Origin of the sequence: Luteimonas sp. MC1828 (genome assembly GCF_016461615.1) — a bacterium.
GTDB lineage: Bacteria > Pseudomonadota > Gammaproteobacteria > Xanthomonadales > Xanthomonadaceae > Luteimonas.
Genome location: NZ_JAEMNY010000001.1, coordinates 1,236,953 through 1,260,918, shown reverse-complemented (window position 1 = coordinate 1,260,918; position 23,966 = coordinate 1,236,953). Strand labels below are relative to the sequence as shown.

The following is a 23,966-nucleotide window of genomic DNA, read 5'->3' as shown; positions in this document are numbered from 1 at the left end:
GGGGACACCGCATGACCGCCAGCACGCCGCTCGTCATCACGTTTGCCGCCTACCTGGCCCTGATGGTCGGCATCGGCCTGTGGGCCTACCGCCGCACCGAGACGTTCGACGACTACATCCTCGGCGGGCGCTCACTGGGCAGCGTGGTCACCGCGCTGTCGGCCGGCGCCTCGGACATGAGCGGCTGGCTGCTGATGGGTTTGCCGGGCGCGCTCTACCTGGGCGGCGTGTCGCAGTCGTGGATCGCGTTCGGCCTGCTGATCGGCGCCTGGGCGAACTGGCGCTTCGTGGCCGGCCCGCTGCGCGTCTACACCGAGCGCACCCGCAACGCGCTGACCCTGCCGGACTACTTCACCCATCGCTTCGCCGATGACCAGCGCCTGCTGCGCATGCTGTCGGCGCTGGTGATCCTGGTGTTCTTCGCGGTGTATTGCGCGTCAGGCATCGTCGCCGGCGCCAAGCTGTTCGAGAGCGTGTTCGGGCTGCCGTACGGCGAGGCGCTGTGGTGGGGCGCGGCCGTGACCATCCTCTACACGTTCATTGGCGGCTTCCTTGCGGTGAGCTGGACCGACACCGTGCAGGCCACGCTGATGATCTTCGCGCTGCTGCTGGTGCCGGTGATGGTGCTGATTGGCGTGGGCGGAGTGGGCGAGGGCCTCGCGCTGGTGGAACAGGTGGACCCGGCGCGGCTGGACTGGGTCGGCACCGGCGGGCTGCTGGCCGTCGTATCCGCGCTGGCATGGGGCCTGGGCTACGTAGGGCAGCCGCACATCCTGGCGCGCTTCATGGCCGCGGAATCGCTGCAGACCATCCCGGCGGCGCGCCGCATCGGCATGACCTGGATGGCGCTGTGCCTGTTCGGCTCGATGGCGGTCGGACTGTTCGGCATCGCCTGGTACAGCGCGCATCCGGCCGCCGCCGGGCCGGTCACGGCGGATGCGGAGCGCGTGTTCATCGCGCTGGCGCAGCAGCTGTTCAATCCGTGGGTGGCAGGCGTGCTCTTGTCGGCGATCCTCGCCGCGATCATGAGCACGCTGTCCTGCCAGCTGCTGGTGTGTTCGAGCGCGCTCACCGAAGACCTGTACCGCGGATTCGTGCGTCCCAGGGCCGGCCAGAAGGAGCTGGTCTGGTTCAGCCGCGCGATGGTGCTGGCGGTGGCGCTGCTGGCGATCTTCATCGCGCGAAACCCGGAGAGCCGCGTGCTCGGCCTGGTGGCGTACGCGTGGGCCGGCTTCGGCGCCGCGTTCGGACCGGTGGTGGTGCTGTCACTGGTCTGGCAGCGCATGACCCGCAACGGCGCGCTGGCCGGCATGCTGACCGGCGCGCTGGTGGTGGTGCTGTGGAAGCAGACCGGCAGCGCGCTGTACGAGATCGTGCCGGGCTTCATCGCCGCCAGCATCGCGATCGTGGTCGTGAGCCTGCTGGGGCGCGCGCCCCCGGCCGACGTGCAGGCGACCCACCGCCAGGTGCGGCTGACGCTGCGCGAGAATGGCCACTAGGCGGTTGCCATGGGCGCCGGGCACGACATGACCGACGCGCGGCCGCTGGCGATCGCGCTGATGGGCCCGACCGCTTCCGGCAAGACCGCGCTCGCGCTCGAGTGGGCGGAGCGCTACGGCGGCGAAGTGGTCAGCGTGGACTCGGCGCTGGTGTACCGCGGGCTCGACATCGGCGCGGCCAAGCCCGATGCCCTCGAGCAGGCGCGCGTGCGCCACCACATGCTCGACCTGCGTGACCCCTGGCAGGCGTATTCCGCCGCCGATTTCGCGCGTGACGCGCGCGTTGCGGTTGCCGACATCGTGGCGCGCGGCCGGCTGCCGATCCTCGCCGGCGGCACCGGCCTGTACTTCCGCGCGCTGCTCGACGGCCTGGCGCCGATGCCGCCCGCCGATCCCGATGTCCGCGCGGCGATCACGGCGGACGCCGCGTCGCGCGGCTGGCCCGCGCTGCACGCCGACCTCGCGGCGGTGGATCCGGCGGCCGCGGCACGCATCGGCCACAACGATCCGCAGCGCATCCAGCGCGCGCTTGAAGTCTGGCGCACCAGCGGGCGTGCGATCAGCGAGTGGCAGGCGCGGCCCGCCGCCGCGTCCGCGCGGCTGCCCTGCAGGGTGCTGAAGATCGTGGTGGCGCCTGCATCGCGCGACACCCTGCACGCGCGCATCGCCGCGCGTTTCGACGCCATGCTCGCCGCCGGCTTCCTCGACGAAGTGCTGGCGCTGCGCGCGCTGCCCGCGCTGCAGGCCCATCCGGCGCCGCTCGACCTGCCGGCGATCCGCGCCGTCGGCTACCGCCAGGCCTGGGAGTTCCTCGACGGCGCCTGCGATGCCGAAGCCTTCCGCGCGCGCGGCATCGCCGCCACCCGGCAGCTGGCCAAGCGCCAGCTCACCTGGCTGCGCGGCGAACTCGACGCGCGCTGGTTCGACCCCGCGACCGACGCTGCCGGCATCGCACGCGCGGTCGCCGGTTTCCTCGGTGGGTCCCGGGTCGTATAAGATCGGGCAGTCGCCGCCGGGGAGCGGACAGGCGACACTGGCCACCGCGTGCCAGGCACCTCATAACAACAAGAACCAGTTGGGGAACACCATGTCCAAGGGACAATCTTTGCAGGATCCTTTCCTGAACGCCCTGCGCCGCGAACGCGTGCCGGTCTCGATCTACCTCGTCAACGGCATCAAACTGCAGGGCACCATCGAGTCGTTCGACCAGTTCGTGGTGTTGCTGCGCAACGCCGTCAGCCAGATGGTCTACAAGCACGCCATCTCCACCGTGGTTCCCGCGCGCAACGTCCGCGTCGGCCCGGGTGGCGGCTACGTGCAGTCCCCGGAAGACGGCGAGGCCGAGTCTGGGCCGCACGGCGAGGGTGACGACGACGCCGGATAGGCTTGCGGCGGCGCCCTGCCGGCCCCATGTCAGATGCCTGACCCGAGACCGCAGACCGAATGCCGACCCAGCTGTTTGAACGCTCGCGCAAGGGCGAGAACGCCCTGCTGATCCAGCCGCACGCCGGCGGCCCGCCCGATGAGGGCGTGCTTGAGGAATTCGGCGAACTCGCGCGCTCGGCCGGTGCCGCCGTCGCCCACGTCGCCACCGCGCGCATCGACCGCCCCAACCCGGCCATGCTGCTGGGCAAGGGCAAGCTCGAGGAGCTCAAGGCCGTGGCCGAGGCCACCGGCGCGGATCTCGTGCTGGTGAACCACCCGCTGTCGCCCGGCCAGGAGCGCAACCTCGAGAAGTATTTCGAGCGCCGCGTGGTCGACCGCACCGGGCTGATCCTCGACATCTTCGCGCAGCGCGCGCGCAGCCACGAAGGCAAGCTGCAGGTCGAACTGGCCCAGCTGCGGCACATGGCCACGCGCCTGGTGCGCGGCTGGAGCCATCTGGACAGCCAGCGCGGCGGTTCGATCGGCCTGCGCGGCCCCGGCGAAACCCAGCTCGAGACCGACCGCCGGCTGCTGCAGAAGCGGGTGGACATGCTGCAGAAGCGCCTCGGCAAGGTGGAAGTGCAGAACACGCAGATGCGCCGCGCGCGCGTGCGCAGCGAACTGCCGCGCGTGGCGCTGGTGGGCTACACCAACGCCGGCAAGTCGACGCTGTTCAACGCCCTGGCCGGCTCCGACGCCTACGTCGCCGACCAGCTGTTCGCCACGCTGGATCCCACGGTGCGCAAGGTCGCGCTGGCCGGCGGCAACGTGGTGCTGGCCGATACCGTGGGCTTCGTGCGCGACCTGCCGCACGAACTCGTCGCCGCGTTCCGCTCCACCCTGAGCGAGGCGCGCGAGGCCGATCTGCTGATCCACCTGATCGATGCCGCCGACCCGCTGCGCGAGGAGCGCATCGCGCAGGTGGACGACGTGCTCGCCGAGATCGGCGCCGGCGACATCCCGCAGCTGCTGGTCTACAACAAGATCGACCGCCTCGATGTCGAACCGCGCCACGACCGCCCGCATGCCGGCGACCACCTCGACGAGGTGGCGACACGTGAGCGCGTGTGGATTTCGGCGCGCGATGGCCTCGGCATCGACCTGCTGCGCGAGGCGCTGGGCCAGCGCCTGGGCCTGCGCCGACTGCATGCAGAGCTGCGCCTGCCGCCGGAAGCCGGCCGCCTGCGCGCGCGCCTGCACCAGATCGATGCCATCCGCGGCGAGTCGCACGACGAGGACGGCTGGCTGCTGGACCTCGACATTCCCCTGGCCGATGCGCGCCGGTTGGCGGCCCTCGCCGATGGCATACCCCTGAGGCCGTTGCTGCCCGCCGAGTGACCGGCGGCTGCATGGAACGCCACACCTTGTAGAATGTGCGCTCGCCGCCGGTCCGCCGGCGCCGCGTACCTCACGATTGGAGCCAGCATGGCCTGGAACATTCCCGGCAAGAACAACGATGACCGCGGTTCGGGCCGCGACGACCAGCGCAAGAACCCCTGGCCGCCGCGTCGCAGCGGTGGAAACGGGCGCGGGCGTGGTGGTGGTCCCTTCGACGGCATCCTCGACCAGTTGCGCGGCATGTTCGGCGGTGGTGGCGGCAATCCGCTGCGCTGGATCGGCATCGCGCTGGTGCTGTGGCTGGCGTTCAACTGCTTCGTGCTGGTCGGCGAGCAGGAGCGCGGCGTGGTGCTGCGCTTCGGCAAGTTCGCACGCGTCATGCAGCCGGGCCCGAACTTCAAGGCGCCGTGGCCGATCGAGAGCGTCACCAAGCTCAACACCACCGGCGTGCGCACCTTCAGCAACAGCCTGCCGGTGCTGACCCGCGACGAGAACATCGTCACCGTGTCGTTCAACGTGCAGTACCGCATCAGCGACCCGCAGATGTATCTCTTCGGTTCGCGCGATGCCGACCGCGTGCTCGAGCAGGTGGCGCAGAGCGCCGTGCGCGAGCAGATCGGCCGCTCCAACCTCGACTCCGCGCTCAACGCGCGCGGCCCGCTGTCGGCGGCCGCCGCGACCTCGCTGCAGGGCTCGCTGGATGCCTACCGCACCGGCCTGGTCGTCACCGAGCTCAGCCTGCAGGACGCTCGCCCGCCGGAGCAGGTCAAGCCGGCGTTCGACGAGGTCAACAGCGCGCAGCAGATGAACGAGCGCCTGGTGAACGAGGCCCGCGCCTACGCCGCCAAGATCGTGCCCGAGGCCCGCGGCCAGGCCGCGCGCGTGCGCACCACCGCCGAGGGTTACAAGACCGCCGCCATCGCCCGCGCCACCGGTGACGCGCAGCGCTTCACGCTGCAGGTCGACGAATACCGCAATGCCCCCGAGGTCACCCGCAAGCGCCTGTGGCTGGAGACCGTGGAGCAGGTGCTGGCCGACAACCGCAAGGTCGTCGGTGGTGACGGCCGCCAGCTGATCTACGTGCCGATGGCCGGGCAGGGCGCGGGCACCGCGCCGCCGCTGCTGACGCCGGAGCTCGTGTCGCCGACCGTCAATGCCACCACCAACGGCGAACCGGCGGCCAGCCGCCTGCCGCGTCCGACCCGCGAGGGAGCCACCCGATGAGACTCAACCTGATCATCCCGATCGTCGTGGTCGTGCTGCTGGGCCTGCTCGGCTCGGTGTACGTGGTCCGCGAAGGCCAGGTCGGCCTGGTGCTGAACCTCGGCCGCGTGGCGCGCACCGACATCGGCCCCGGCCTGCACTTCAAGATCCCGCTGGTGGAGAGCGCGCGCGTGTTCGACCGCCGCTTCCAGGCCAACGAGTTCCCGCCCGAGCGTTCGCTGACCTCCGAGCGCAAGGACGTGAGCGTCGACTTCGTGGCCATCGGCTTCATCGTCGACGCCGGCGATTTCTATCGCGCCACCGGCGGCAACGAGGTGCTGGTGACCGACCGCCTCGCGCCGATCATCAAGGAATCGCTGCGCAACGAGATCAATACGCAGACGCTGACCGAGCTGGTGTCGGGCAACCGCAGCGAAGTGATCGAGCGCCTGCTTCCGGGCATCAACCAGGGCGCCCGGACGCTGGGCATGTACATCGTCGACATCCGTTTCAAGCAGATCGACCTGCCCACCGACAGCGACGTGATCGACCAGGTCTACAACCGCATGCGCGCCGAGCGGCAGCAGGTGGCCAGTGCGCTGCGCGCCGAGGGCGAGGAGCAGGCACGCATCGTGCGCGCCGAGGCCGACCGCGAGCAGACCGTGCTTCTGGCCGAGGCCGAGCGCGACGCGCAGAAGCTGCGCGGTGAAGGCGATGCCGAGGCCACGCGCCTGTATGGCCAGGCCGCCAACCGCGACCCGGCGTTCTTCGCGTTCCAGCGCAGCCTGGAGGCCTATCGGCGTTCGTTCAACGATGGCGACGCGGTGATCGTGCTGGAGCGTGACGACCCGTTCCTGCAATACCTGCGCAGCGACCGCTGACCGCGGCCGCACGCGATGAGCGACCTGTGGGCGGCACTGTGCCTGGTTGCCGTGCTGGAGGGGCTGCTGCTGTTCGCGGCCCCCGGCGCCTGGAAGCGGGCCATGGCGCAGATGCTGGCCACGCCTGACCGGCAGTTGCGGGTGGTCGGCGGGCTGGTGCTGGGCGCGGGCCTCGTGGCGCTCTGGTTCCTGCGCCAAGGCTGAATCCCCGACGCCGGGTCGATCACCGGGCTGGCCCCGGGGGCCGGAAACCCGGAGAATGCACAAAAGCCGGACGGGCCCGCTGAACGCAGCGCGGACCGCCGGCTTTTTCCATGTTCAGGAGCAAGTAGCGATGGGCCAGTCGGTCGTGGTGTTGGGCGCCCAGTGGGGCGACGAGGGCAAGGGCAAGATCGTCGACCTGCTGACGACGGATATCGGCGCCGTGGTGCGCTTCCAGGGCGGCCACAACGCCGGCCACACGCTGGTCATCCGCGGCAAGAAGACCGTGCTGCACCTCATCCCCTCCGGCATCCTGCGCGACGACGCGCTGTGCCTGATCGGCAACGGCGTGGTGCTGAGCCCCGCGGCGCTGATGAAGGAAATCGGCGAGCTCGAGGAAGCCGGCGTCGAGGTGCGTTCGCGGCTGAAGATCAGCCCCGCCACCCCGCTGATCATGCCGTACCACATCGCCCTTGATCAGGCGCGCGAGAAGGCCGCCGGCGGCAAGGCCATCGGCACCACCGGGCGCGGCATCGGCCCGGCTTACGAGGACAAGGTGGCGCGTCGCGGCATCCGCGTGGCCGACCTGCATTACCCGAAGCAGCTGGAAGAGCTGCTGCGCACCGCGCTCGACTACCACAACTTCGTGCTGACCCGGTACCTGGGCGCCGACGCCATCGACTTCCAGCAAACCTACGACGAGGCGCTGGCCTTCGGCGATTACGTCGAGCCGATGAAGTCCGACGTGGCCGGCATCCTCCACGACCTGCGCAAGCAGGGGAAGCGCGTGCTGTTCGAGGGCGCGCAGGGTTCGCTGCTCGACATCGACCATGGCACCTACCCGTACGTCACCAGCTCCAACACCACCGTCGGCGGCGCCATGGCCGGCACCGGCGTGGGCGCGGACGCGATCGACTACGTGCTGGGCATCTGCAAGGCCTACGCCACGCGCGTCGGCGGCGGCCCGTTCCCGACCGAGCTCGACGACGACGTGGGCCAGCGCCTGCGCGACCGCGGCCAGGAATACGGCGCCACCACCGGCCGCCCGCGCCGCTGCGGCTGGATCGACATCGTCGCGCTCAAGCGCGCGGTGGCGATCAACGGCATCAGCGGCCTGTGCATCACCAAGCTCGACGTGCTCGACGGCCTGGACAAGCTGAAGATGTGCATCGGCTACCAGTACCGCGGCAAGCAGACCGAGTACGCCCCGCTCGATGCCCAGGGCTGGGCCGAATGCGAGCCGGTGTACCTGGAGTTCCCCGGCTGGACCGAGAACACCCACGGCATCACCGAGTGGGACAAGCTGCCGCCGGCGGCGCGCGCGTACCTGCGGGCGCTGGAGGAACTGGCGGGCTGCCCGCTTAGCATCGTGAGCACAGGTCCGGATCGGGAGCACACGATGGTGCTGCAGGATCCGTTTGCCTGAGGCCGTAAAGGGCACAAGGTGAGTGAGGAAGCCCCGCGAATGCGGGGCTTTTTCTTGGGGCTGGCCGCACGGCGCAGCCGCGTCGGCACACGCCGGCATCGCGTAATGGCCGTGGCCGAGATCACCACCGCCAGCGGCCCCTCGCAGATCGACCGCTTCGACCGCCGCCGCAACGTCACCATCACCGTGGACTTGAACGGCATGGCCATGGGTGAGGTGGAGAAGCAGATCGACGCGCTGCCGTCGCTCGTCAACCTGCCCGTGGGCGTGGAGCGCCAGGCCGCCGGCGACAGCGAGATCTTCGCCGAGATGTTCGGCGGCTCGCCATGGCCATGGTGGCCGGCATCTTCTGCGTGTACGGCGTGCTGCTGCTGCTGTTCAACCACGCCAGCCAACCGATCACCATCCTGGTCGCGGTGCCGCTGGCCGCCGGCAGCGCATTCGGCGCGCTGCTGGTCACCGGGCTGGACATCTCGCTGTCGGTGCTGATCGGCCTGATCCTGCTGATCGGCATCGCGGTGAAGAACTCGATCCTGCTGGTGGATTACGCCGTGATGGCCGACGGCAATGGCATGAGTCGGCACGAGGCACTGATGGACGCCTGCCACAAGCGCGCACGGCCGGTGATCATGACCACGATGGCGATGGGCGCGGGCATGATGCCGATCGCGCTGGGGCTGACGGCAGATGCGAGCTTCCGGATGCCGATGGCGGTGGCGGTGATCGGCGGGTTGATCACGTCGACGGTGTTGAGCCTGGTGGTGGTGCCGGCGGCGTTTACGCTCGTTGACGACGCCGAAGCTCTAGTCCTACGCAAGCTTCGCCGTCGAACCATTGGCCACGTTACCAATTTGAGCAACGACTGATCGTAGAGCTAACTCATCACAAGACCAAACGTAGGCCATCAGTCACTTGGGGATCTCTTGCATTGGCTCTTAGCGATCAGCATCGTTAGCACGGACCCATCGTATTGTGCGGCACTGAACATCTTATCGCCATCAAGTGGGCAGTCGAAGACCGAAGCTTATTGCTAGTGTTTGGTTGAACTGTCAAGCGGCCTAGGCAATGCCATGTCAAATGCTCTGGCGCGCGCGTTGATGCACCATGCTCGGGTTCGACGGACCAGCTTCGCGCCGTCAAGAGCTGTCTTTTCAGCAATAGCATCAAACGTCGCTGGATCAGTCGGGGGCGAGAGCAGCGAGCCGCTATCGCTGTGATTAATCCGATTACGCGAACGTCGCCAGTCATCCAGTTGTAGTCAGAAGCTTTCAGGTGTAGCCCATGCCTGCTGTTCGTCCAACTCCTTTGCAGCCGCAACCAGATCAACTAAACGATCGCTTCTGGGCTTCGAGAAAACTTCCAAAGTCTGCTGCATCAGCATTTCCAACAGACGTTGCTGCGCGCTGACAGCCTCCACGAAAGCGCCGGTAGCTAATGCAGCTGCCATGCGGTCCAGCCATGTGTCCGTGACCTGAGAATGTCGAGCCAGAAGCGCTTCAACGTCGGCGCCGAGTCGCTCCTTCCCAAGGTTCATTACCTCCAAGAGCGAGTAGCCGCGCTCTTGCCGATCCTTTTCATCTATTGACAGCATGTGGTTGGAGATGCAGCGCTGAAATCCATCGAAGAACGCTGCCGTGTAGCACCAGCCGGGGTCTATCCAGAATCCAGACTGTGGAACCGGATCGGTTGGGCTGCAATCCAGAAGGCCGCCGACGCAAAATATGTAGCGGTCAAAGATGCGAATGGCTGTCGCGATGTGGAGGAGAGTTACGCTTCCCCCAGGGTGAACAGCCTCATCGTAAGGAAGTCCGTCCTTGAATCGACTTTGTTCAACAGGAGGAGATTCGTACACTTCAGTAGCTTCATTAGCGAGCGAGAGAAGTAGGTTGAAGATCGCTTCTGGCTGGGGCGCTGGCCAGATGCCGTCCAGGTGCATCGCAATATGGGCCCAATGCGCGTGCTCCTCGACGTCCATGCGCCCCGATCGGGCGAAGTAGTCGTAGTTGCTGATTGTGTCGTAGAACTCTTGCTGTAAGGCTGTCACGTCCATAAATCGCGATCGCGTTCTCGTGGTTGTAGAGTTTTATAGTCCGCCCCCGCCCTCGTGGTGAGCAAGGCGAGCAGAGGATGCTCTAAAGCGCGTGGGGATGTTGCTTGGATCCGTTAAACCAGATGCGCTGGAAGCGTCGGGCGTAGCCTTAACGCGCGTGGCTGTCGACTTCCACCAGTGGAGCCGCTGCTACCTGCTTGCCCATCACGCCCTCGATCAAGGCCAGAAGGTTCTGCTGACGCTGGTCGTAGAACGCCTCGAAGTCGTCAGCGCGTAGCGCTGCCACCGGGATGCGATGACTGGCGAGCAGTGCGTCCATCTCGGCCTCATCCAGCTGGACTTGCTTGTGCGCTTGCAGGTCGGCTAGATAGCTGGAAGGAGCGGCGCCGCCGATCATCCGGTTCGCCCTGTACGAAATCGGGGTCTTGTTGATGATCGAGTCGTAGCGCCGGCGCGGGATCTTCTGCTTCTCGCACCAGTCGCGTGGAAAGATGTGGTGGATGTCGAGGGCGACTTCGTCGGCTTCGAGGTCGCGAATGCGTGATTTCCAGTAGAGGTCATGCGCACCTTCGCGCAGCACCAGCACATTGATGCCTTTGTAGGCGGCGCTGTTGCGGGTCGAAAGCCAGGCCAGCCGCTCAACCTGGAAGGCGGCGTCGCCGATGGTGCGGGGAGGCGTGCCCTCGGCTGCAATCCAAGCCAGCAGCTCTTCCACGTCATTGGCCATGCGGGTTTCCACGGCACCGCCGTACAACTCGCCGAGCACGCCGCACCAGTACCACTGTGCCAGTTTCTGGTAGATGCGCGGCTCGCGCCAGCGCTCCTCTGCGCCCACCAGCGCAAGCACGGCAGCCAGCGGTGCCAACTGTGTGCGGTAGGGCAGGTCGCGGGTGGCGGTGAAGCACTCCTGCCGCAAGAACTTGGCGGCACGCAGGAAGCCCTGCTCCACCGGATCGGCCCAGCGCTGGTAGGCCTCGAGCGGCAGGTCTAGCACCGAGGCGCGCTTGGCGCTGACCGGCGTCACCTGCTTGCCGGTTCTGCCTTCCGCCAGGTCGGCGCGCCGCTTCTCCACCGTGTGCAGCATGGTCACCGCTTGCAGGAAGTCGGTGTTCTCCACGCTTTTAAGAATCGACTCCTTTGCCAGACGCCTGTGGCGCGATCCCACCTGACGCAGGGCACTGCCGAACCAGTCGTCGCGCAGGTTGTAGCCGTCTGCCGCGTAGGTGGCGGTGACCAGCTCGAAGACCGACAGGGGAACGCCACCGGTGTTGACCTTCTCGAACACCAGGCATACCGCCTCCTTGCTGGTTTCCTTCTTCAGCACGATCAGGGGGATCTGGTACTCGTTGTACGCATCCAATACCTGCTTCTTGAACTCGAAGAACTGTGGAACAGCCGCCGCGTTGTGCTGGTACAGGTCCTGCAGCCAATCCATCGCCTCCAGGATCTCCGAGCAAGGGAAGTACAGCTGCTGGCACTCAAGCTCCCGCGTTGATACGTCCAGGTCGATCTTGCGGCCAAAATCGCTGCGCTGCTGACGGCTTCCATCGGTGGCGATGATCGCTTCGTCCAGCCGGTCCGAGCCCGCGAGCGCGGTCGGAATATGGATGTAGTAGTAGCGATCGACCGGCTTGCCCTTGTCGGTGGTGGTCTTGACCGGGCCGGACAGCTTGAGCACCTGGGTCAAGGTGGTCAGGCGCTGCTGGCCATCAAGGATTAGCCGCTCCGGGGCCGACAATGTATCGAGCGCCACGTTCTCGACCGGACGCACCTGGAAGCGCACTGCGCCGCCGGTTTCCAGCAGCATCACCGCACCGACCGGGAACGAGCGCCCCAGGCTGACCAGCAAGCTGCGCACGTGCTCGTCATCCCAGACCCAACCGCGCTGGAAGTCAGGCAGCTGGATCTTGCCGTTGACGATGTCCTTGAGCAGGTCTTTCAGCGGCAGCTTAGTGCTGTCGAATGTGGTCATGCTGGTGCGCCCCCTTTATGGATATGCAGTTGCTCAGTTGACAGCGACCTTCCGGCCGCGTTTCGGCTTGGGTGCCGCGGCGCGCTGGGCGCGGATACGCTCCAGCAGCACACTGGCGGGTTCGTCGTTGGGGTCCTGCGGCACCAGTTCACCGCGGAAGGCCTTGGCGAGCAGGCTCTGGGTCAGGGACTCGATGCGCTGCCTGGCAACGAAAATCCTGGCCTCTAGCTGGTCGGAGAAAGCAAAGAGTTGTTCGACGCGTTGGACTATCTCTCGTTGTTGACTGATAGCCGGAAAGGTCAGTACTTCCTTCATTAGTGCTTTCTGATAGATGGCCGCGACACTCGTGGTGGCGGATTTGATTTTGTTCAGCCTAGCCCTTCCTTGGGGGGACCTGAACCAGATCTCCACGTATTCTGGCAACGCGTCAGCGACGAAGCGAATCCGCAGAATATTGTTATTGAAGACAAATCCTTGTGGCCCATTCCACACGCAGGACTTTCCCACGAGCTCAACACTGTTCCTGGTATTGAACAGCCAATCTCCCCGTTCTAGCTCGTACCGGCGCATTTCATCCTTGGTGGCTCGCACTCCGACCATTTTTTCAGTGTTGAAGCCCCAGTCCTGATTGATGTTGTTCATCTTCAAATACGGATGGCGGCCGTCCAGTTGTTCCGATTGCTCGTCCGCGGATCGAACAACCCCAACTAAAGAGTTCTCAACCAAGTCTTCGAGGGCTACTGCATCCCAGCAACACGGTTTCTCACCAGTGAGTTCGCCGTTGATTGCCGCCGACAAGACGGCTGACCTAAAGCGCTTTATCAGGGCGGGGATGGTGTCGATGCGGGCCTTGAGGGTGTCGACCTGCGCCAGCAGCGCATCCAGCTTCTGTGCGATGCGCTGTTGCTCTGCGAGTGGAGGCAGAGGGATTCGAAGTGCCTCCAGAGTCTCAGTGTCAATGCTCTGGACGGTGGTTCCTGCTTTAGAGCAGGTCTGCAGCACAGTTTGGCCAAGTGCTCTCAATGCATAGAGAAGAAAGCCAGGATCAACGTTATCGCTGGGCTTCGCGACCTTGATGTCTTGATTCACCGTGACTTCGACTTTTGCCATTGCCACGGGGAAGGTGTGTTGAAGGATTCCGCTTCGAGTAACCATCAGGATGGAACTCGCGGGATATAGCACCATGCTGGCGCTACGCAGGGCCGCTTGTGAAATGCGGTCCTCAGAATCAGTGAGTTGAAAATTCTTCATATCTTTTGGAGAGACCCACGGCACGTCGCGGCTTGCCCAGAAGGACTGATTCGCTTTCGAAGGCGTCTTGCCTCCTGATAGACCGCCAAGGTCGGAGAGGGTGAAGGTGGTCCACCCGGCCGGCAATTCACTCACCCTCCACCTCACCGCTCGCCACTTCCAGCCCCATCACTTCGGCCAGCAACCGCTTCTGCTCCAACACCTCATCGCCGGCACCCAGCGCCTGCATCAACGCATCCAGCTCGCGCAGAGCCTCGGACAGCTCCGCCATCGCCTCGGCCGCCAGCACTTCCGGTGCCGGCAGGCTGCTGGCATCGACGCTGTCCGCATCCTTCAGCCAGCTGATATCCAACGAATCGCCACGCTCGGCGATCTGCGCCCGGGTGAAGCAGCGGAAGCGGCCTTCTTCACCTTCATCAGTACGCGGACTGCCCCCGTTGGGATCGCTGCCATACGCTTCCTCGAACGGCTCGAGATGCGTCTCGCCAAACGGCGTCCGCTTGCCGAAGCTCGGCATGTTGTTGCGCAGGTCATAGACCCAAGTGGTCTGCGTGCAGCCGGTCTCCTGACGCGGGTTGTCGGCGGTGCCTTTCTGAAAGAACAGCACGTTGGTTTTGACGCCCTGGGCATAGAAGATGCCGGTGGGCAGGCGCAGCAGGGTGTGCAGGTTGCACTTGTCCATCAGGTCGCGGCGGATCTCGGTGCCCACGCCGGCCTCGAACAGCACGTTGTCCGGCAGGACCACGGCGGCACGGCCACCCGGTTTCAGGCCGCGATAGATGTGCTGCAGGAAGGCCAGCTGCTTGTTGCTGGTGCGGTAGGTGAGGTCGTCGCGGGTCGGGCCGCCGCCGCCCTTGGCGGTGCCAAACGGCGGGTTGGACAGGATGATGTCGACCTTCGGCAGCGCGGCGCCGGGATTGCCCAGGCTGTTGCCCAGCTGCACCACGCCTTCGCCTTCGCCCTCGATGCCGTGCAGCAGGCAGTTCATCAGCGCCAGCCGGCGGGTGCCGGGCACCAGCTCCATGCCGGCGTAGGCCTTGCGGCGCTGGAAGCGGCGGGCCTTGTCGTCGAGCGCGTACAGGTCGTTGGTGTTGCCCTTGATGTAGCTGTCCGCGGCGATCAGGAAGCCGGCCGTGCCCGCGGCAGGGTCCTGGATGGTCTCGCCGGGCTGCGGCTTGAGGCAGCGGATGATGGAATCGATCAGCGGTCGCGGGGTGAAGTACTGGCCGGCGCCGGATTTGGTCTCGCTGGCGTTCTTCTGCAGCAGGCCTTCGTACAGGTCGCCAAGACCGTCCTCGCGGGCGCTGAACCAGTCCAGCCCGTCCAGCGCCTTGACCAGGGTTTCAAGGTGGCGCGGCTCCTTGAGGCGGGTCTGCGCGTCGGCGTAGATCGCCGCGATCATCGGGTCGCTGCTCCTGCCCAGGTCCAGCAGCATCTGCCGGTAGTGGTTGAGCAGGTTGAGGCCGGAGCGGCTTTCCATGTCCGGCCAGCGGCAGCCCTCGGGCAGCTTGTGCTCGAAGGCGGCGTTGTTCTGCACCTGTTCGTATTCCATCTTCACGAACAGCAGCAGCACCAGCTCGGTGACGTAGTCGCTGTAGTTGATGCCGTCGTCGCGGAGGACGTCGCAGAGGTTCCAGAGCTTCTGGACGATGTCGTTGTGGGTCATGCCTTGGGGTCTTCTGTGGACATGGAGCAGGGCGGAAGCGGGATGCCCGGTGCCGGTGCGTTGATCTCGTAGCGGGTACTGCGGCCGCCACCGGGCAAGCGGCGGATGCAGCCCTTTTCCAGCAGGTCGGCAAGGTGGCGCGTGGCGGTGGCCTTGGAGACCTTGGCGACGGTCTGGTAATGGCGTGCGGTCAGGCCCTGTTCGAAGCCGCGTTCGCCACCGTCCAGCAGGCGGTTGAGCACTTTGGCCTGCTCGGCCGACAGGGCCTGTTCGCGGTGGGCCTGCCAGAAGCGTGCCTTGGCCAGCACGCGGTCGATGCGGTGCAGGGCGCGGGTCAGGCTGTCGTGCAGGGTGCGCAGGAACCACTGCAGCCACGCGGTGATGTCGAGGCCGTCCTTCTGGCTGGCTTCGAGCACGCGGTAATAGCCGGCGCGGTCGGCCAGGATGCTGGCCGACATGGCGTGGAAGCGGATGGCCTGCGGCTGGGCCTGGGCGAGGGCAAGGTCGGTCAGGGCGCGGGTGAGGCGGCCGTTGCCGTCGTCGAACGGGTGCAGGGTGACGAACCAGAAATGCGCGACGCCGGCCCGGAGCAGGGGATCGAGCGCGCTGTCCTGGCGCGAGGCGTTGAACCAGTCGATGAAGTCGTCCACCTGCGCCTCGAGTCCGTCGCGGGGCGGGGCTTCGAAATGCACGGTCGGGCGGTCGATGCGTCCCGATATCACCTGCATCGGCTCGCTGCCGCGCAGCGCACCGACTCGGATGCGCGTGGGCAGCAACTCGTCGCTGGCGGCGAACAGCCAGCGATGCCACTGCAATAGCCGCGCCAGGTCGAGCGGGGCGTCGGCATGTCGGGTGGCATCGAGCATCAGCTCGGCCAGGCCTTCCGCGTGGGCGGTGGTGCGGCGCGCCGCTTCGTCGGCCAGGCCAAGACGGCGGGCCAGCGACGAGCGCACCGAACCCACGTCCAGCTGCTCGCCCTCGATCGCCGAGGAGTCGACGATGTTGGAGAGCAGGGTGTCGAGCGCGTCCTCGGCCTGCAGGTCGCCGGCCGCGGCGCCGGCCATGCCGAGCAGCCGGCCCTGCACCTGCTGGCAGTCGCGCAGCGGGCAGGCCAGCGCCGTGCCGTCCCATGTGAAGCGGGGCCAGGTGGGCTGCTGCCAGATCCAGCGGGGCGGGGTCATGGGGCGACGTGCATGAGCTGAATAAGCGGTCTATTTGGCTCGAATGGTGAGCCGAATATACCCGCTATTCGGCTCATCTGCACCTCAGCCGGTCTGGTGCCAGAGCTGCTCCCCGATGTCGTCCAGGATCCGGTCGAGCCGGCCATCGAGCAGCTTGTCGAGCCTGGGCGCGCCCCCGTCGGCCTCGAAGTTGCGTTGCACCACCTCGCGATCCAGCACCACTTCGTGCACGAGCTGCTGGGCAAGGCGCTCCAGCCAGCGCCGCTGCAGAGGAGTCCAGGCACGGCTGGCGTAGATGGCCTGCATGGCGCGGCCCACCCGGTGTTCGAACGGGACCAGCGCTTCGCCCAGGGCGGCGCGGCGGATGTGGCCGATGATGCTGACCGCGATTTCCTGCTGCGTGCTCTCGCGCAGGGCGCCGCGCAGGTTGGCTTCGCTGAAGCCGTGCTCGTCCAGCAGCAGGCGGACTTCGCGCAGCTGGGCACGGGTCAGGTCGCGGGGGCGGTTGACCACCACGCTCAGGGCGACCGAGTGGTTGAGGTTCTCGCGGACGAAGCGGTTGAAGCTCTCCAGGTAATCGGCCGGCTGCTCGTGCACGCCGTAGTTCTGCTGGCGGTCGATCAGTTCGTCCTGGTGCGTGGAAATGATCGGGTAGCGGTCGGAGCCGAGCAGGGCGCCGACCTCTGCCAGCTGCTGCAGGAGCAGCGGCTGCTGCTGCAGGAACTGCGCGGCGGCCTGCGGGCCCAGTTCGTGCAGATGGGCATGCAGCCGCTCCGGTGCCACGCCCCACGCGGCCTCGAGCTGGTCCAGCTTGTCGCGCAGCGGCGGTTTGGCGGCGGCGCGATGCGCGGCCTTGCGCAGCACGCGCATCAGCTTCTGGCCGAGCTGGTCGAGGACGTCCTGCGCATGGCTGTCGCCGTTGCCGCCGGGGGCGGCCAGGCTGCGCGGATCCTTCAGCTCGTGCAGCAGCTGTTCGATGCTGACGTCGGGATCCTTCACCAGCGGCTTCATGGTGTCGACCTCTTCCAGCGCGGCGTACAGGTCCACCGGGTCGTAGATGCGGAAGACGGTCTTGCCGATGTCGTCGCAGCGGCGGGTGGCCCGGCCCTTCATCTGCTCGTAGAGGATGCGCGAGCGGACCCGGCGCATGAACACCAGGTTGCAGATGGCGGGCACGTCGATGCCGGTGGTGAGCAGGTCGACGGTGATGGCGATGTTCGGGTGGCGCTCGTTCTTGTAGCGCCGGATCAGCGCGTCCACCCTGTCGCTGCGCCCGGTGATGATGGCCACGCTGGCCTGGTTGTACTGCTCGCCGTGGACGGCCTTGAAGGCGTCGTCGAGCAGGTGCTTCACGCGTTCGGCGTGGGCCTGGCTGACGCAGAAGATGAGCGTCTTCTCGTCGCCGTCGGGATCGAGCTCCTTCGCAAGCTCCTCGCAGATGACCTGGTCAAAGGCCGGGGTGATGACGCGGCGGTTGAAGGATTCGACGTTGAAATCGAGATCGTCATCGAGTTCCGTGGTGTCGACTTCACCGGTCTGGACGTTGACCACGTTGACCTGTTCGCCGCGCTCGAAGTGAATGCCACGGGTGTTGAGCAGGGTTTCGTAGCGGATGGGCGGTTCGTGGTCGATCAGCCAGTCGTCTGCGACCGCCTCGCGATAGCTGTAGGTGTAGACCGGCTTCCCGAAGATGTCGGTGGTGTGCTTGGCGGGCGTCGCGGTCAGGCCGATGCGGTGGGCATCGAAATAGTCGAGAACGCGCCGGTACTGCGACATGTACTGCGCGTGGTCGCGGACGGCCAGCTCGCCCTCTGTCATCTCCTGGTCGAGGGTGTAGCCGCGGTGGGCTTCGTCCACGACGATGCAGTCGAAGGTATCGATCGGGGGTGGCGCGTCCGACTGGAAGATGCGGCGGACCATGGCCTGCACCGTTGCCACCTGCACGCGCGCCTCGTCGGCGGTGGACGTGTCCTGCAGGCCGTCCAGGTTGTAGATCTGGGAGAGTGTCTGGTTCTGCTCCAGTCGCATCTCGCCCATCGTGTCCTGGGCCTGCTCGCCGAGCGCGGAGCGGTCAACGAGGAACAGGATCCGGCGGAAGCGCTCGGTTTTCAGCAGGCGGTAGATCAGCCCGATGATGGTGCGGGTCTTGCCGGTGCCGGTGGCCATGGCCAACAGGCTGGTGCGATGGCCGGCGGCCATGGCGTCTTCGACCGCCTGGATCGCGTGCTGCTGGTAGTCGCGCAGCCGCAGGTAGGCCATGCCTTCTTGCCCCAACTGCGATTGCGCGCTTTCGATGTCGCGCTTCAGCAGGTCCGCGACGCCGGCCGGCGTATGGAATCCCTGCAATGGCCGCCGCAGGTTGGAGGGGCGGCGCAGGTCGCGGAACCAGATGCCGGACTGTTCGGCCAACTGCTTGATGTACGGGCGACCATTGCAGGAGAACGCCAGTGGCACGTGGAAGGTTCCGTCCTGGCCGTCAGGCCAGGGAACGCCGAGCCCAGCCTCGCACCATGCGGACTGCAGGTCGCCGGACGGGACCAGGTCCCGTGCATAGCGTTCGGCCTGAGTGATCCGGTCGGCGACGTTGACCCGCTTGCGCTTGGCTTCGACGATGGCGACCGGTACCAGGCCGCAGAACAGGACATAGTCGGCATTCGCTCCGGCAATGCGCGTGGGCCACTCCGCTATCGCGCGGTTCAAGCCCTTCTCCGGGCGAGCGCCGTTGGCGTACGTCAGTTCAAGCGAATCCGCTTCCCAGCCCGCATCCCGCAGCTGCTGGTCGATCAGGATGCGGGTCAGGTCCTCGGTCAGGTCGAAATTCCGGCTCGCCTGATGCGTTGCGGCTTGAACCTGTTGAGTGGCATTCCCCGGTAGATCGGATGTCAGCCCGACCTGCTCGATCCGCTGGTCAAATTCCGCCCGCAGTTGGTCAAGTTCTTGTTCCCGCTCGGCGACCAACGCTGCTTGTTCCCTTGCCTCCACGTCCATGGCCTCTGCCAAGGCCGCATGCAGCTCCGCCTGCTCCTGCTGGAGCTGCGCGAGCTTCTGGCTTTCGTCATGCGCTTTGCGTGCAGCGTCCAGCTCAGCCTTGAGCTGCTGGACTTCGGCCTGCACCTCCCGAAGCGGGGCCGCTGGATCCCTCGGGGCAGCAAATGGGCCAGGCTTGAAATCCGTCGCGTTCTGTCCGAAGGCACGGTGGTACCAGATCGCGAGTTCCCGGGCGACCTTGAGGCCGTCCATCGCGTCACGATGCTGCGTGGCAAAGCCGTGGGTGGCCTTGTTGCCCTCTACCCTCAGGACGTGGAACAGCTCGCGGATCCGCGGATCGAGCCGCAGCTCCCGGGACAGCTGAAAAATGAGGTCGGCTTGCGACGGTCTCTCGTCGACCCGGATGCCAGCTCTGACGGCGAGATCCTTCGCGAATGCTTCGCCCAGCTGGCGGAGCTTGATGAGGGTCGTGTTCGGGTCCGCGACAAAAACTTGTTCGGCCATCGAGGCCAGTTTGATGAAGACAGGGTCGTGCGCCCGGAGAAACAGAAAGTTGCTTTCAACCGTCGCTCTCACAAGGTGGCCCCGCCTGCTATTTCCATCCCCGGAGGGCAATATAGGCCACAAGCCGGATGTGAGGGGCTCTGACGGAATCCCCTCGGGCGCTGGAATCGTGGTCGCGCACTGATTCGGCGCGCCCTTGCTCGGCTGCGGCGCGCGTGTGTTCGAACGGTGCATCATGGGCACCTGGTCCACGAAACCGCGTCGAACACCAATGTCGATGGAGCACGCAATGTCCGGACGATCCCCCCTGTTGGCGGCGGCCGCCGCGCTGCCGATGGCGCTCGCGCTCTCAGCCTGCACCACGACCGAAAGCGCGCCGGCCGCGCCGGCGCAAGACGAGGTGACCATGCAATCCCCACTGCTCGAACGCTTCACCACGCCCGCCGAAGGCATCCACGCCGGCGGCCGCATCACCGCCGACGACCTGCCCGCACTGCGTGCCGCAGGCATCCGCCACGTGATCGACCTGACCCCGGATTCGGAGACACCTGGCTTCGACGAGGCGGGCGCCGTGCGCGCCGCCGGCATGGGTTACGACAACCTGCCCATCGCCGGCCCCGATGACCTGGACCGCGAGGCCGTGGTGGCATTCGACCAGCTGCTGCGGGCCGCCGACGGGCCGACGCTCGTGCACTGCGCCAGCGGCAACCGCGTGGGCGCGCTGGCGGCGCTGCGCGCGGCATGGCTGCAGGGCGCCGACGCGGACGCCGCCGTGGAGGAAGGACGCCGTTGGGGGCTGCGCGGGCTGGAAGACGCGGTGCGCGAGCGCCTCGCGCGCTAGCGCTGTTACCGGCCGACACTCGCCGCCGCGCGGAAATGCGCGGGGCTGACGCCCGCGGCCTTGCGCACCAGTCGCCGCAACGCAGTCGCGTCCTGGTAACCGACCGCCGCCGCGACCTGATCGATCGTCATCCGGCTGTTCTCGAGCAACGCCCGTGCGCGGCGCATCTTCACGCTTTGCACCAGGCTGCTGGTGCTCTTGCCGGTGGCGTGCCGCACATGGCGCGCCAGGGTGCGTTCGGACACGCACAGCTCGCGCGCCAGCGCGGACACCGGTGGTACGTCGGGCAGTGACTTCTCGAGGCGTGCCGTGAGCTTCGCCACGAGCGCGTGACCGCTTGCGAGCACCTCGGGCACGACGAACGTGGACTGCGAATGCCGTGGCTCCAGCAGCAGCATCTTCGACACCTGTTCGCTCAGCCGCGGGCCGAAGCGTTCGCGCAGCAGGTGCAGCATCAGGTCCGCGTGCGCGAACGCCGCGCCGGCGGTGACCACCGGGCCATCGGCGCAGACCATGCGGTCCGCGTCGACCGTGGTGGTGGGCGCCAGGCGGGCGAGGGTGGGCGCCAGCCACCAGGTGGTCGTCACCCGGCGGCCATCGAGCAGCCCTGCGGCATGCAGGACGAAGACAGCGGAGCACGAGGCGGCCACCTGCCCCCCGATCGCGACATGCCGGGCGAGGCGGCGTGCGATCGCAAGGCCATCGGGCGTGCGCATCTGCGTCAGGACCTCCTGCGGATCCGCGCCGAGCCCGGGGATGACGCAGATCGCGCGTGACCCCGGCCTGCGCGGCGGCAGTCGCGTCGTCTCCACGCTGATGCCATCGCGCAGCGACACCCGGCCTCCGCCGATCGAGTGCAAGCCCCAGGTCGGCACCGGCGTGCCGCGCATCGCCGCCATCCGCGCGGCGGCATCGAGGATGTCGCGGCTCATGGCGACGCTGCTCGGATAGGCGCCCTCGAGCACCAGGATCTCGAAATCCTTCATGTCCGTTTCCGCCCGGAAGATGTCGCATTGGACACTGCGCCGGCGACGCCGTCGCGGGTCCAATCCCCCGGGACGCCCACCAACCGCCACCGCGCGAAGGACCCACCATGCCGATCGACGACAACGCGCCACAGGACGATGCCCTGCAGGACTTCGAGCCACGCATGTACACGCTGGATGGCATCGCCAAGCGCGTCCTCGTCGCAGGCGCCGGCCCCGCGGTCATCGTCATGGCGGAAATGCCCGGCATCAGCCCGCACGTGGCGCGCTTCGCGCGCTGGGTGCGCGATGCCGGCTTCACCGTCTACATCCCGTCGCTGTTCGGAACCGACGGCGCCTTTCCGCAGGCGGAAGCCGGCTTGGCGATCATGCGCAGGGCCTGCGTCAGCGCCGAGTTCCATGCGCTGGCGGGCAAGGGTGCGAGCCCGGTCACGGCATGGCTGCGCGCGCTGGCGCGGCAGGCCATGGACGAATGCGGCGGCCCGGGCGTCGGCGCGATCGGCATGTGCTTCACCGGCAACTTCGCGCTGTCGATGATGCTGGAGCCGGTGATGCTGGCGCCGGTGCTGGCACAGCCATCGCTGCCGCTGGATGACCCGGCCGGCGTTGAAAGCAGCGCTGCGGAACTGGCCGCGGTGCGCGCGCGCCTGGAGCGCGACGACCTGACGGTGCTGGCGTACCGCTTCGAGGGCGATCGCCATTGCCGCGCCGAGCGCTTCGCCGCCTACCAAGCGGCACTCGGACAGCGCTTCATCGCCCGTGTGCTGCCAGACGCTGCGGCCAATCCGGAACCTCCACCGTTCTTCAAGCATGTCGTCGGCAGCCCGCACAGCGTGCTGACCGCGCACCTCATCGACGCTACCGGCGAGCCGACCATCGCGGCGCGCGACGAAGTGCTGGCGTTCCTGCGCAGGCGCCTGGCGGAGGCATAGACTCCGCTGATCCGGCCTTCCTGGAGCGAGCCCGCCATGTCCGCAGCGCCCCTGATGCCCGCCGCCTTCCTCGGCCACGGCAGTCCGATGAACGCGCTCGAGCGCAACCGGTTCACCGAAGCCTGGCGCGCATTCGGCGCATCGGTGCCAAGGCCGCGCGCGATCCTGGTGGTGTCGGCGCACTGGTACGTCAACGCCACCGCGGTGACGGCGATGCCGCGGCCGCGCACGATCCACGATTTCTTCGGTTTCCCGCAGGCGCTGTTCGACGTGCAATACCCGGCGCCGGGGCTGCCGGAGCTTGCCGAAGAGGTCGCCGATGTGGCGCATCCCGATTACGTCGGCGCCGACCACGACGGCTGGGGCCTGGACCACGGCACCTGGTCGGTACTGGTGCACGCGTTTCCCGATGCCGACATTCCGGTGGTGCAGCTGTCGATCAATGCGCAGAAGCCGGCGGAGTTCCATGTCGCGCTCGGCGCGAAGCTGGCGGCGCTGCGCGCCAGCGGCATCCTGGTGGTGGGCAGCGGCAACGTGGTGCACAACCTGCGCGCGATCGACTGGAAACAACCTGACTCGGGGTTTGACTGGAACCAGCGATTCGACACCGACGCCATGCAGCTGCTGGCCGAGCGCCCGGGTGATGCCGCTGCGCTCATCGAACATGCGGACTACGCGGCTTCGGCACCCACCGCGGAACACTTCCTGCCGCTGCTGTATCTCGCCGGCATCGGCGCGGCAGCGGGCAAGGGCGCGGATGTGCTGGTCGAAGGCCCCGCGTACGGATCGCTGTCGATGACCTCGTACACGGTAGGCGCGACGTGTCCGCCTGACAGTGCAATCACCGCGGGTGCGGCTCCGCTCGCCGTGGACACGCCGCCGGACGAGTCCAACCTGTAGCGCTGCACTGCACGCGTTCTCCACATCCATGAACCGTACAGCTGCGACGCGCGTTCATCCGTGCTGCAACACGCACGCATCACGCAGTGCCGCGCATGTTGGCGATCGGCAACAGGCCGACCCCCCCAAAGGAGCGAGACATGAGCAACGAAAAGCACGATGCCAACCGTGACCCGATCAGCGGCACCCCCGGTGCGCATCCGGTCGGTACTGGCTTGGGCGCGGCAGCCGGCGGTGTGGCCGGCGCAGCCGTCGGTTCCGTCGCGGGCCCCATCGGCACCGTGGTGGGCGCCGCGGTGGGCGCTGTGGCCGGCGGCCTCGGCGGCAAGGCCGCGGGCGAAGCGGTGAACCCCACCGTCGAAGACGCCTACTGGCGCGAGAACTATTCCAGCGAGCCGTACAACAACAAGCAGTACGGCTACGAGGATTACCAGCCTGCCTATCGCACCGGCTATGAAGCGCGCTCGCGCTATGCCGGGCAGAGCTTCGATCAGGTCGAGAACGACCTGCGTTCGGAGTACGAGCAGGCCAAGGGCAACTCGCGCCTGGAGTGGAACGACGCCAAGCACGCCACGCGCGCCGCCTGGCATCGCGTCGAGCGCGCCCTCCCGGGCGACGCGGACGGCGACGGCCGCTGAACCACGGCGTCGGCTGGACCAGCCGATCCGCAGCAACCACGAGGCCCCGCTTGCGGGGCCTCTCTATGTGCGGCGGCCTGTCGC

General features: G+C 67.1%; 19 protein-coding genes and 1 pseudogene. 13 read left to right on the top strand and 7 right to left on the bottom strand.

The window, feature by feature from the left end:
• Nucleotides 1-11 precede the first annotated feature (11 nt).
• From putP to JHB91_RS05720, 9 genes and pseudogenes are all read left to right on the top strand, one after another.
• Complete coding sequence (gene putP / locus JHB91_RS05760; protein ID WP_199472050.1) at nucleotides 12-1,499, top strand: sodium/proline symporter PutP; 1,488 nt, start codon at nucleotides 12-14, stop codon at nucleotides 1,497-1,499.
• A gap of 27 nt (nucleotides 1,500-1,526) precedes the next feature.
• Complete coding sequence (miaA, locus tag JHB91_RS05755; protein WP_199472668.1) at nucleotides 1,527-2,495, top strand: tRNA (adenosine(37)-N6)-dimethylallyltransferase MiaA; 969 nt, start codon at nucleotides 1,527-1,529, stop codon at nucleotides 2,493-2,495.
• Nucleotides 2,496-2,586: 91 nt separating this feature from the next.
• Entirely contained in the window at nucleotides 2,587-2,883 is a 297-nt protein-coding gene (gene hfq / locus JHB91_RS05750) for an RNA chaperone Hfq (RefSeq protein WP_199375320.1), read from the top strand.
• A gap of 71 nt (nucleotides 2,884-2,954) precedes the next feature.
• On the top strand, nucleotides 2,955-4,262 hold the full coding sequence (gene hflX / locus JHB91_RS05745) for a ribosome rescue GTPase HflX (RefSeq protein ID WP_199472667.1): 1,308 nt from the start codon (nucleotides 2,955-2,957) through the stop codon (nucleotides 4,260-4,262).
• An 87-nt stretch (nucleotides 4,263-4,349) separates the two neighbouring features.
• Nucleotides 4,350-5,351 (top strand): annotated as a pseudogene (gene hflK / locus JHB91_RS05740) (FtsH protease activity modulator HflK); the annotation flags it as partial.
• Between the two features lie 131 nt (nucleotides 5,352-5,482).
• Nucleotides 5,483-6,346: a protease modulator HflC gene (gene hflC / locus JHB91_RS05735; protein WP_199375322.1), complete on the top strand. Its 864-nt coding sequence runs from the start codon at nucleotides 5,483-5,485 to the stop codon at nucleotides 6,344-6,346.
• Between the two features lie 15 nt (nucleotides 6,347-6,361).
• Nucleotides 6,362-6,550 carry a DUF2065 family protein gene (locus JHB91_RS05730; RefSeq protein ID WP_199472048.1) on the top strand — a complete coding sequence of 63 codons (189 nt, stop codon included), beginning with the start codon at nucleotides 6,362-6,364 and terminating at the stop codon, nucleotides 6,548-6,550.
• 130 nt (nucleotides 6,551-6,680) lie between these two features.
• Nucleotides 6,681-7,973, top strand: a complete 1,293-nt coding sequence (locus tag JHB91_RS05725; protein ID WP_199472047.1) for an adenylosuccinate synthase — start codon at nucleotides 6,681-6,683, stop codon at nucleotides 7,971-7,973.
• A 326-nt stretch (nucleotides 7,974-8,299) separates the two neighbouring features.
• Nucleotides 8,300-8,839, top strand: coding sequence for an efflux RND transporter permease subunit (locus JHB91_RS05720; protein WP_233398523.1), 540 nt, complete (start codon nucleotides 8,300-8,302; stop codon nucleotides 8,837-8,839).
• 392 nt (nucleotides 8,840-9,231) lie between these two features.
• Here JHB91_RS05720 and JHB91_RS05715 read toward each other — a convergent pair whose 3' ends face one another.
• The 6 genes from JHB91_RS05715 to hsdR all read right to left on the bottom strand — a co-directional run bounded on the left by JHB91_RS05715 (nucleotide 9,232) and on the right by hsdR (nucleotide 19,993).
• A complete protein-coding gene (locus JHB91_RS05715; protein ID WP_199472046.1) occupies nucleotides 9,232-10,023 on the bottom strand; it encodes a hypothetical protein in 792 nt (263 codons plus the stop codon).
• Nucleotides 10,024-10,171: 148 nt separating this feature from the next.
• Nucleotides 10,172-11,995, bottom strand: coding sequence for a DUF262 domain-containing protein (locus tag JHB91_RS05710; RefSeq protein WP_199472045.1), 1,824 nt, complete (start codon nucleotides 11,993-11,995; stop codon nucleotides 10,172-10,174).
• Nucleotides 11,996-12,028: 33 nt separating this feature from the next.
• Nucleotides 12,029-13,381 carry a restriction endonuclease subunit S gene (locus tag JHB91_RS05705; protein WP_199472044.1) on the bottom strand — a complete coding sequence of 451 codons (1,353 nt, stop codon included), beginning with the start codon at nucleotides 13,379-13,381 and terminating at the stop codon, nucleotides 12,029-12,031.
• Complete coding sequence (locus tag JHB91_RS05700; RefSeq protein WP_199472043.1) at nucleotides 13,374-14,912, bottom strand: N-6 DNA methylase; 1,539 nt, start codon at nucleotides 14,910-14,912, stop codon at nucleotides 13,374-13,376. The genes JHB91_RS05705 and JHB91_RS05700 overlap by 8 nt, the downstream gene beginning before the upstream one ends.
• The gene (locus tag JHB91_RS05695) at nucleotides 14,909-16,093 is read right to left on the bottom strand and encodes a Fic family protein (protein ID WP_199472042.1); all 1,185 of its coding nucleotides are present in this window, start codon (nucleotides 16,091-16,093) and stop codon (nucleotides 14,909-14,911) included. The genes JHB91_RS05700 and JHB91_RS05695 overlap by 4 nt, the downstream gene beginning before the upstream one ends.
• 84 nt (nucleotides 16,094-16,177) lie before the next feature.
• Nucleotides 16,178-19,993, bottom strand: coding sequence for a type I restriction-modification system endonuclease (hsdR, locus tag JHB91_RS05690; protein ID WP_233398522.1), 3,816 nt, complete (start codon nucleotides 19,991-19,993; stop codon nucleotides 16,178-16,180).
• Between hsdR and JHB91_RS05685 the strand changes: the two genes are divergently transcribed.
• On the top strand, nucleotides 19,992-20,426 hold the full coding sequence (locus tag JHB91_RS05685) for a sulfur transferase domain-containing protein (protein WP_233398521.1): 435 nt from the start codon (nucleotides 19,992-19,994) through the stop codon (nucleotides 20,424-20,426). The genes hsdR and JHB91_RS05685 overlap by 2 nt on opposite strands.
• 5 nt (nucleotides 20,427-20,431) lie before the next feature.
• Here JHB91_RS05685 and JHB91_RS05680 read toward each other — a convergent pair whose 3' ends face one another.
• A complete protein-coding gene (locus JHB91_RS05680) occupies nucleotides 20,432-21,412 on the bottom strand; it encodes a helix-turn-helix domain-containing protein (protein WP_199472039.1) in 981 nt (326 codons plus the stop codon).
• Between the two features lie 107 nt (nucleotides 21,413-21,519).
• Here JHB91_RS05680 and JHB91_RS05675 point away from each other — a divergent pair, with 107 nt between their 5' ends.
• The 3 genes from JHB91_RS05675 (at nucleotide 21,520) to JHB91_RS05665 (ending at nucleotide 23,882) form a co-directional block, all read left to right on the top strand.
• Nucleotides 21,520-22,344: a dienelactone hydrolase family protein gene (locus JHB91_RS05675; protein WP_199472037.1), complete on the top strand. Its 825-nt coding sequence runs from the start codon at nucleotides 21,520-21,522 to the stop codon at nucleotides 22,342-22,344.
• Nucleotides 22,345-22,380: 36 nt separating this feature from the next.
• Complete coding sequence (ygiD, locus tag JHB91_RS05670) at nucleotides 22,381-23,244, top strand: 4,5-DOPA dioxygenase extradiol (protein WP_199472036.1); 864 nt, start codon at nucleotides 22,381-22,383, stop codon at nucleotides 23,242-23,244.
• A gap of 140 nt (nucleotides 23,245-23,384) precedes the next feature.
• Nucleotides 23,385-23,882: a hypothetical protein gene (locus JHB91_RS05665; protein WP_199472035.1), complete on the top strand. Its 498-nt coding sequence runs from the start codon at nucleotides 23,385-23,387 to the stop codon at nucleotides 23,880-23,882.
• Nucleotides 23,883-23,966 lie beyond the last annotated feature (84 nt).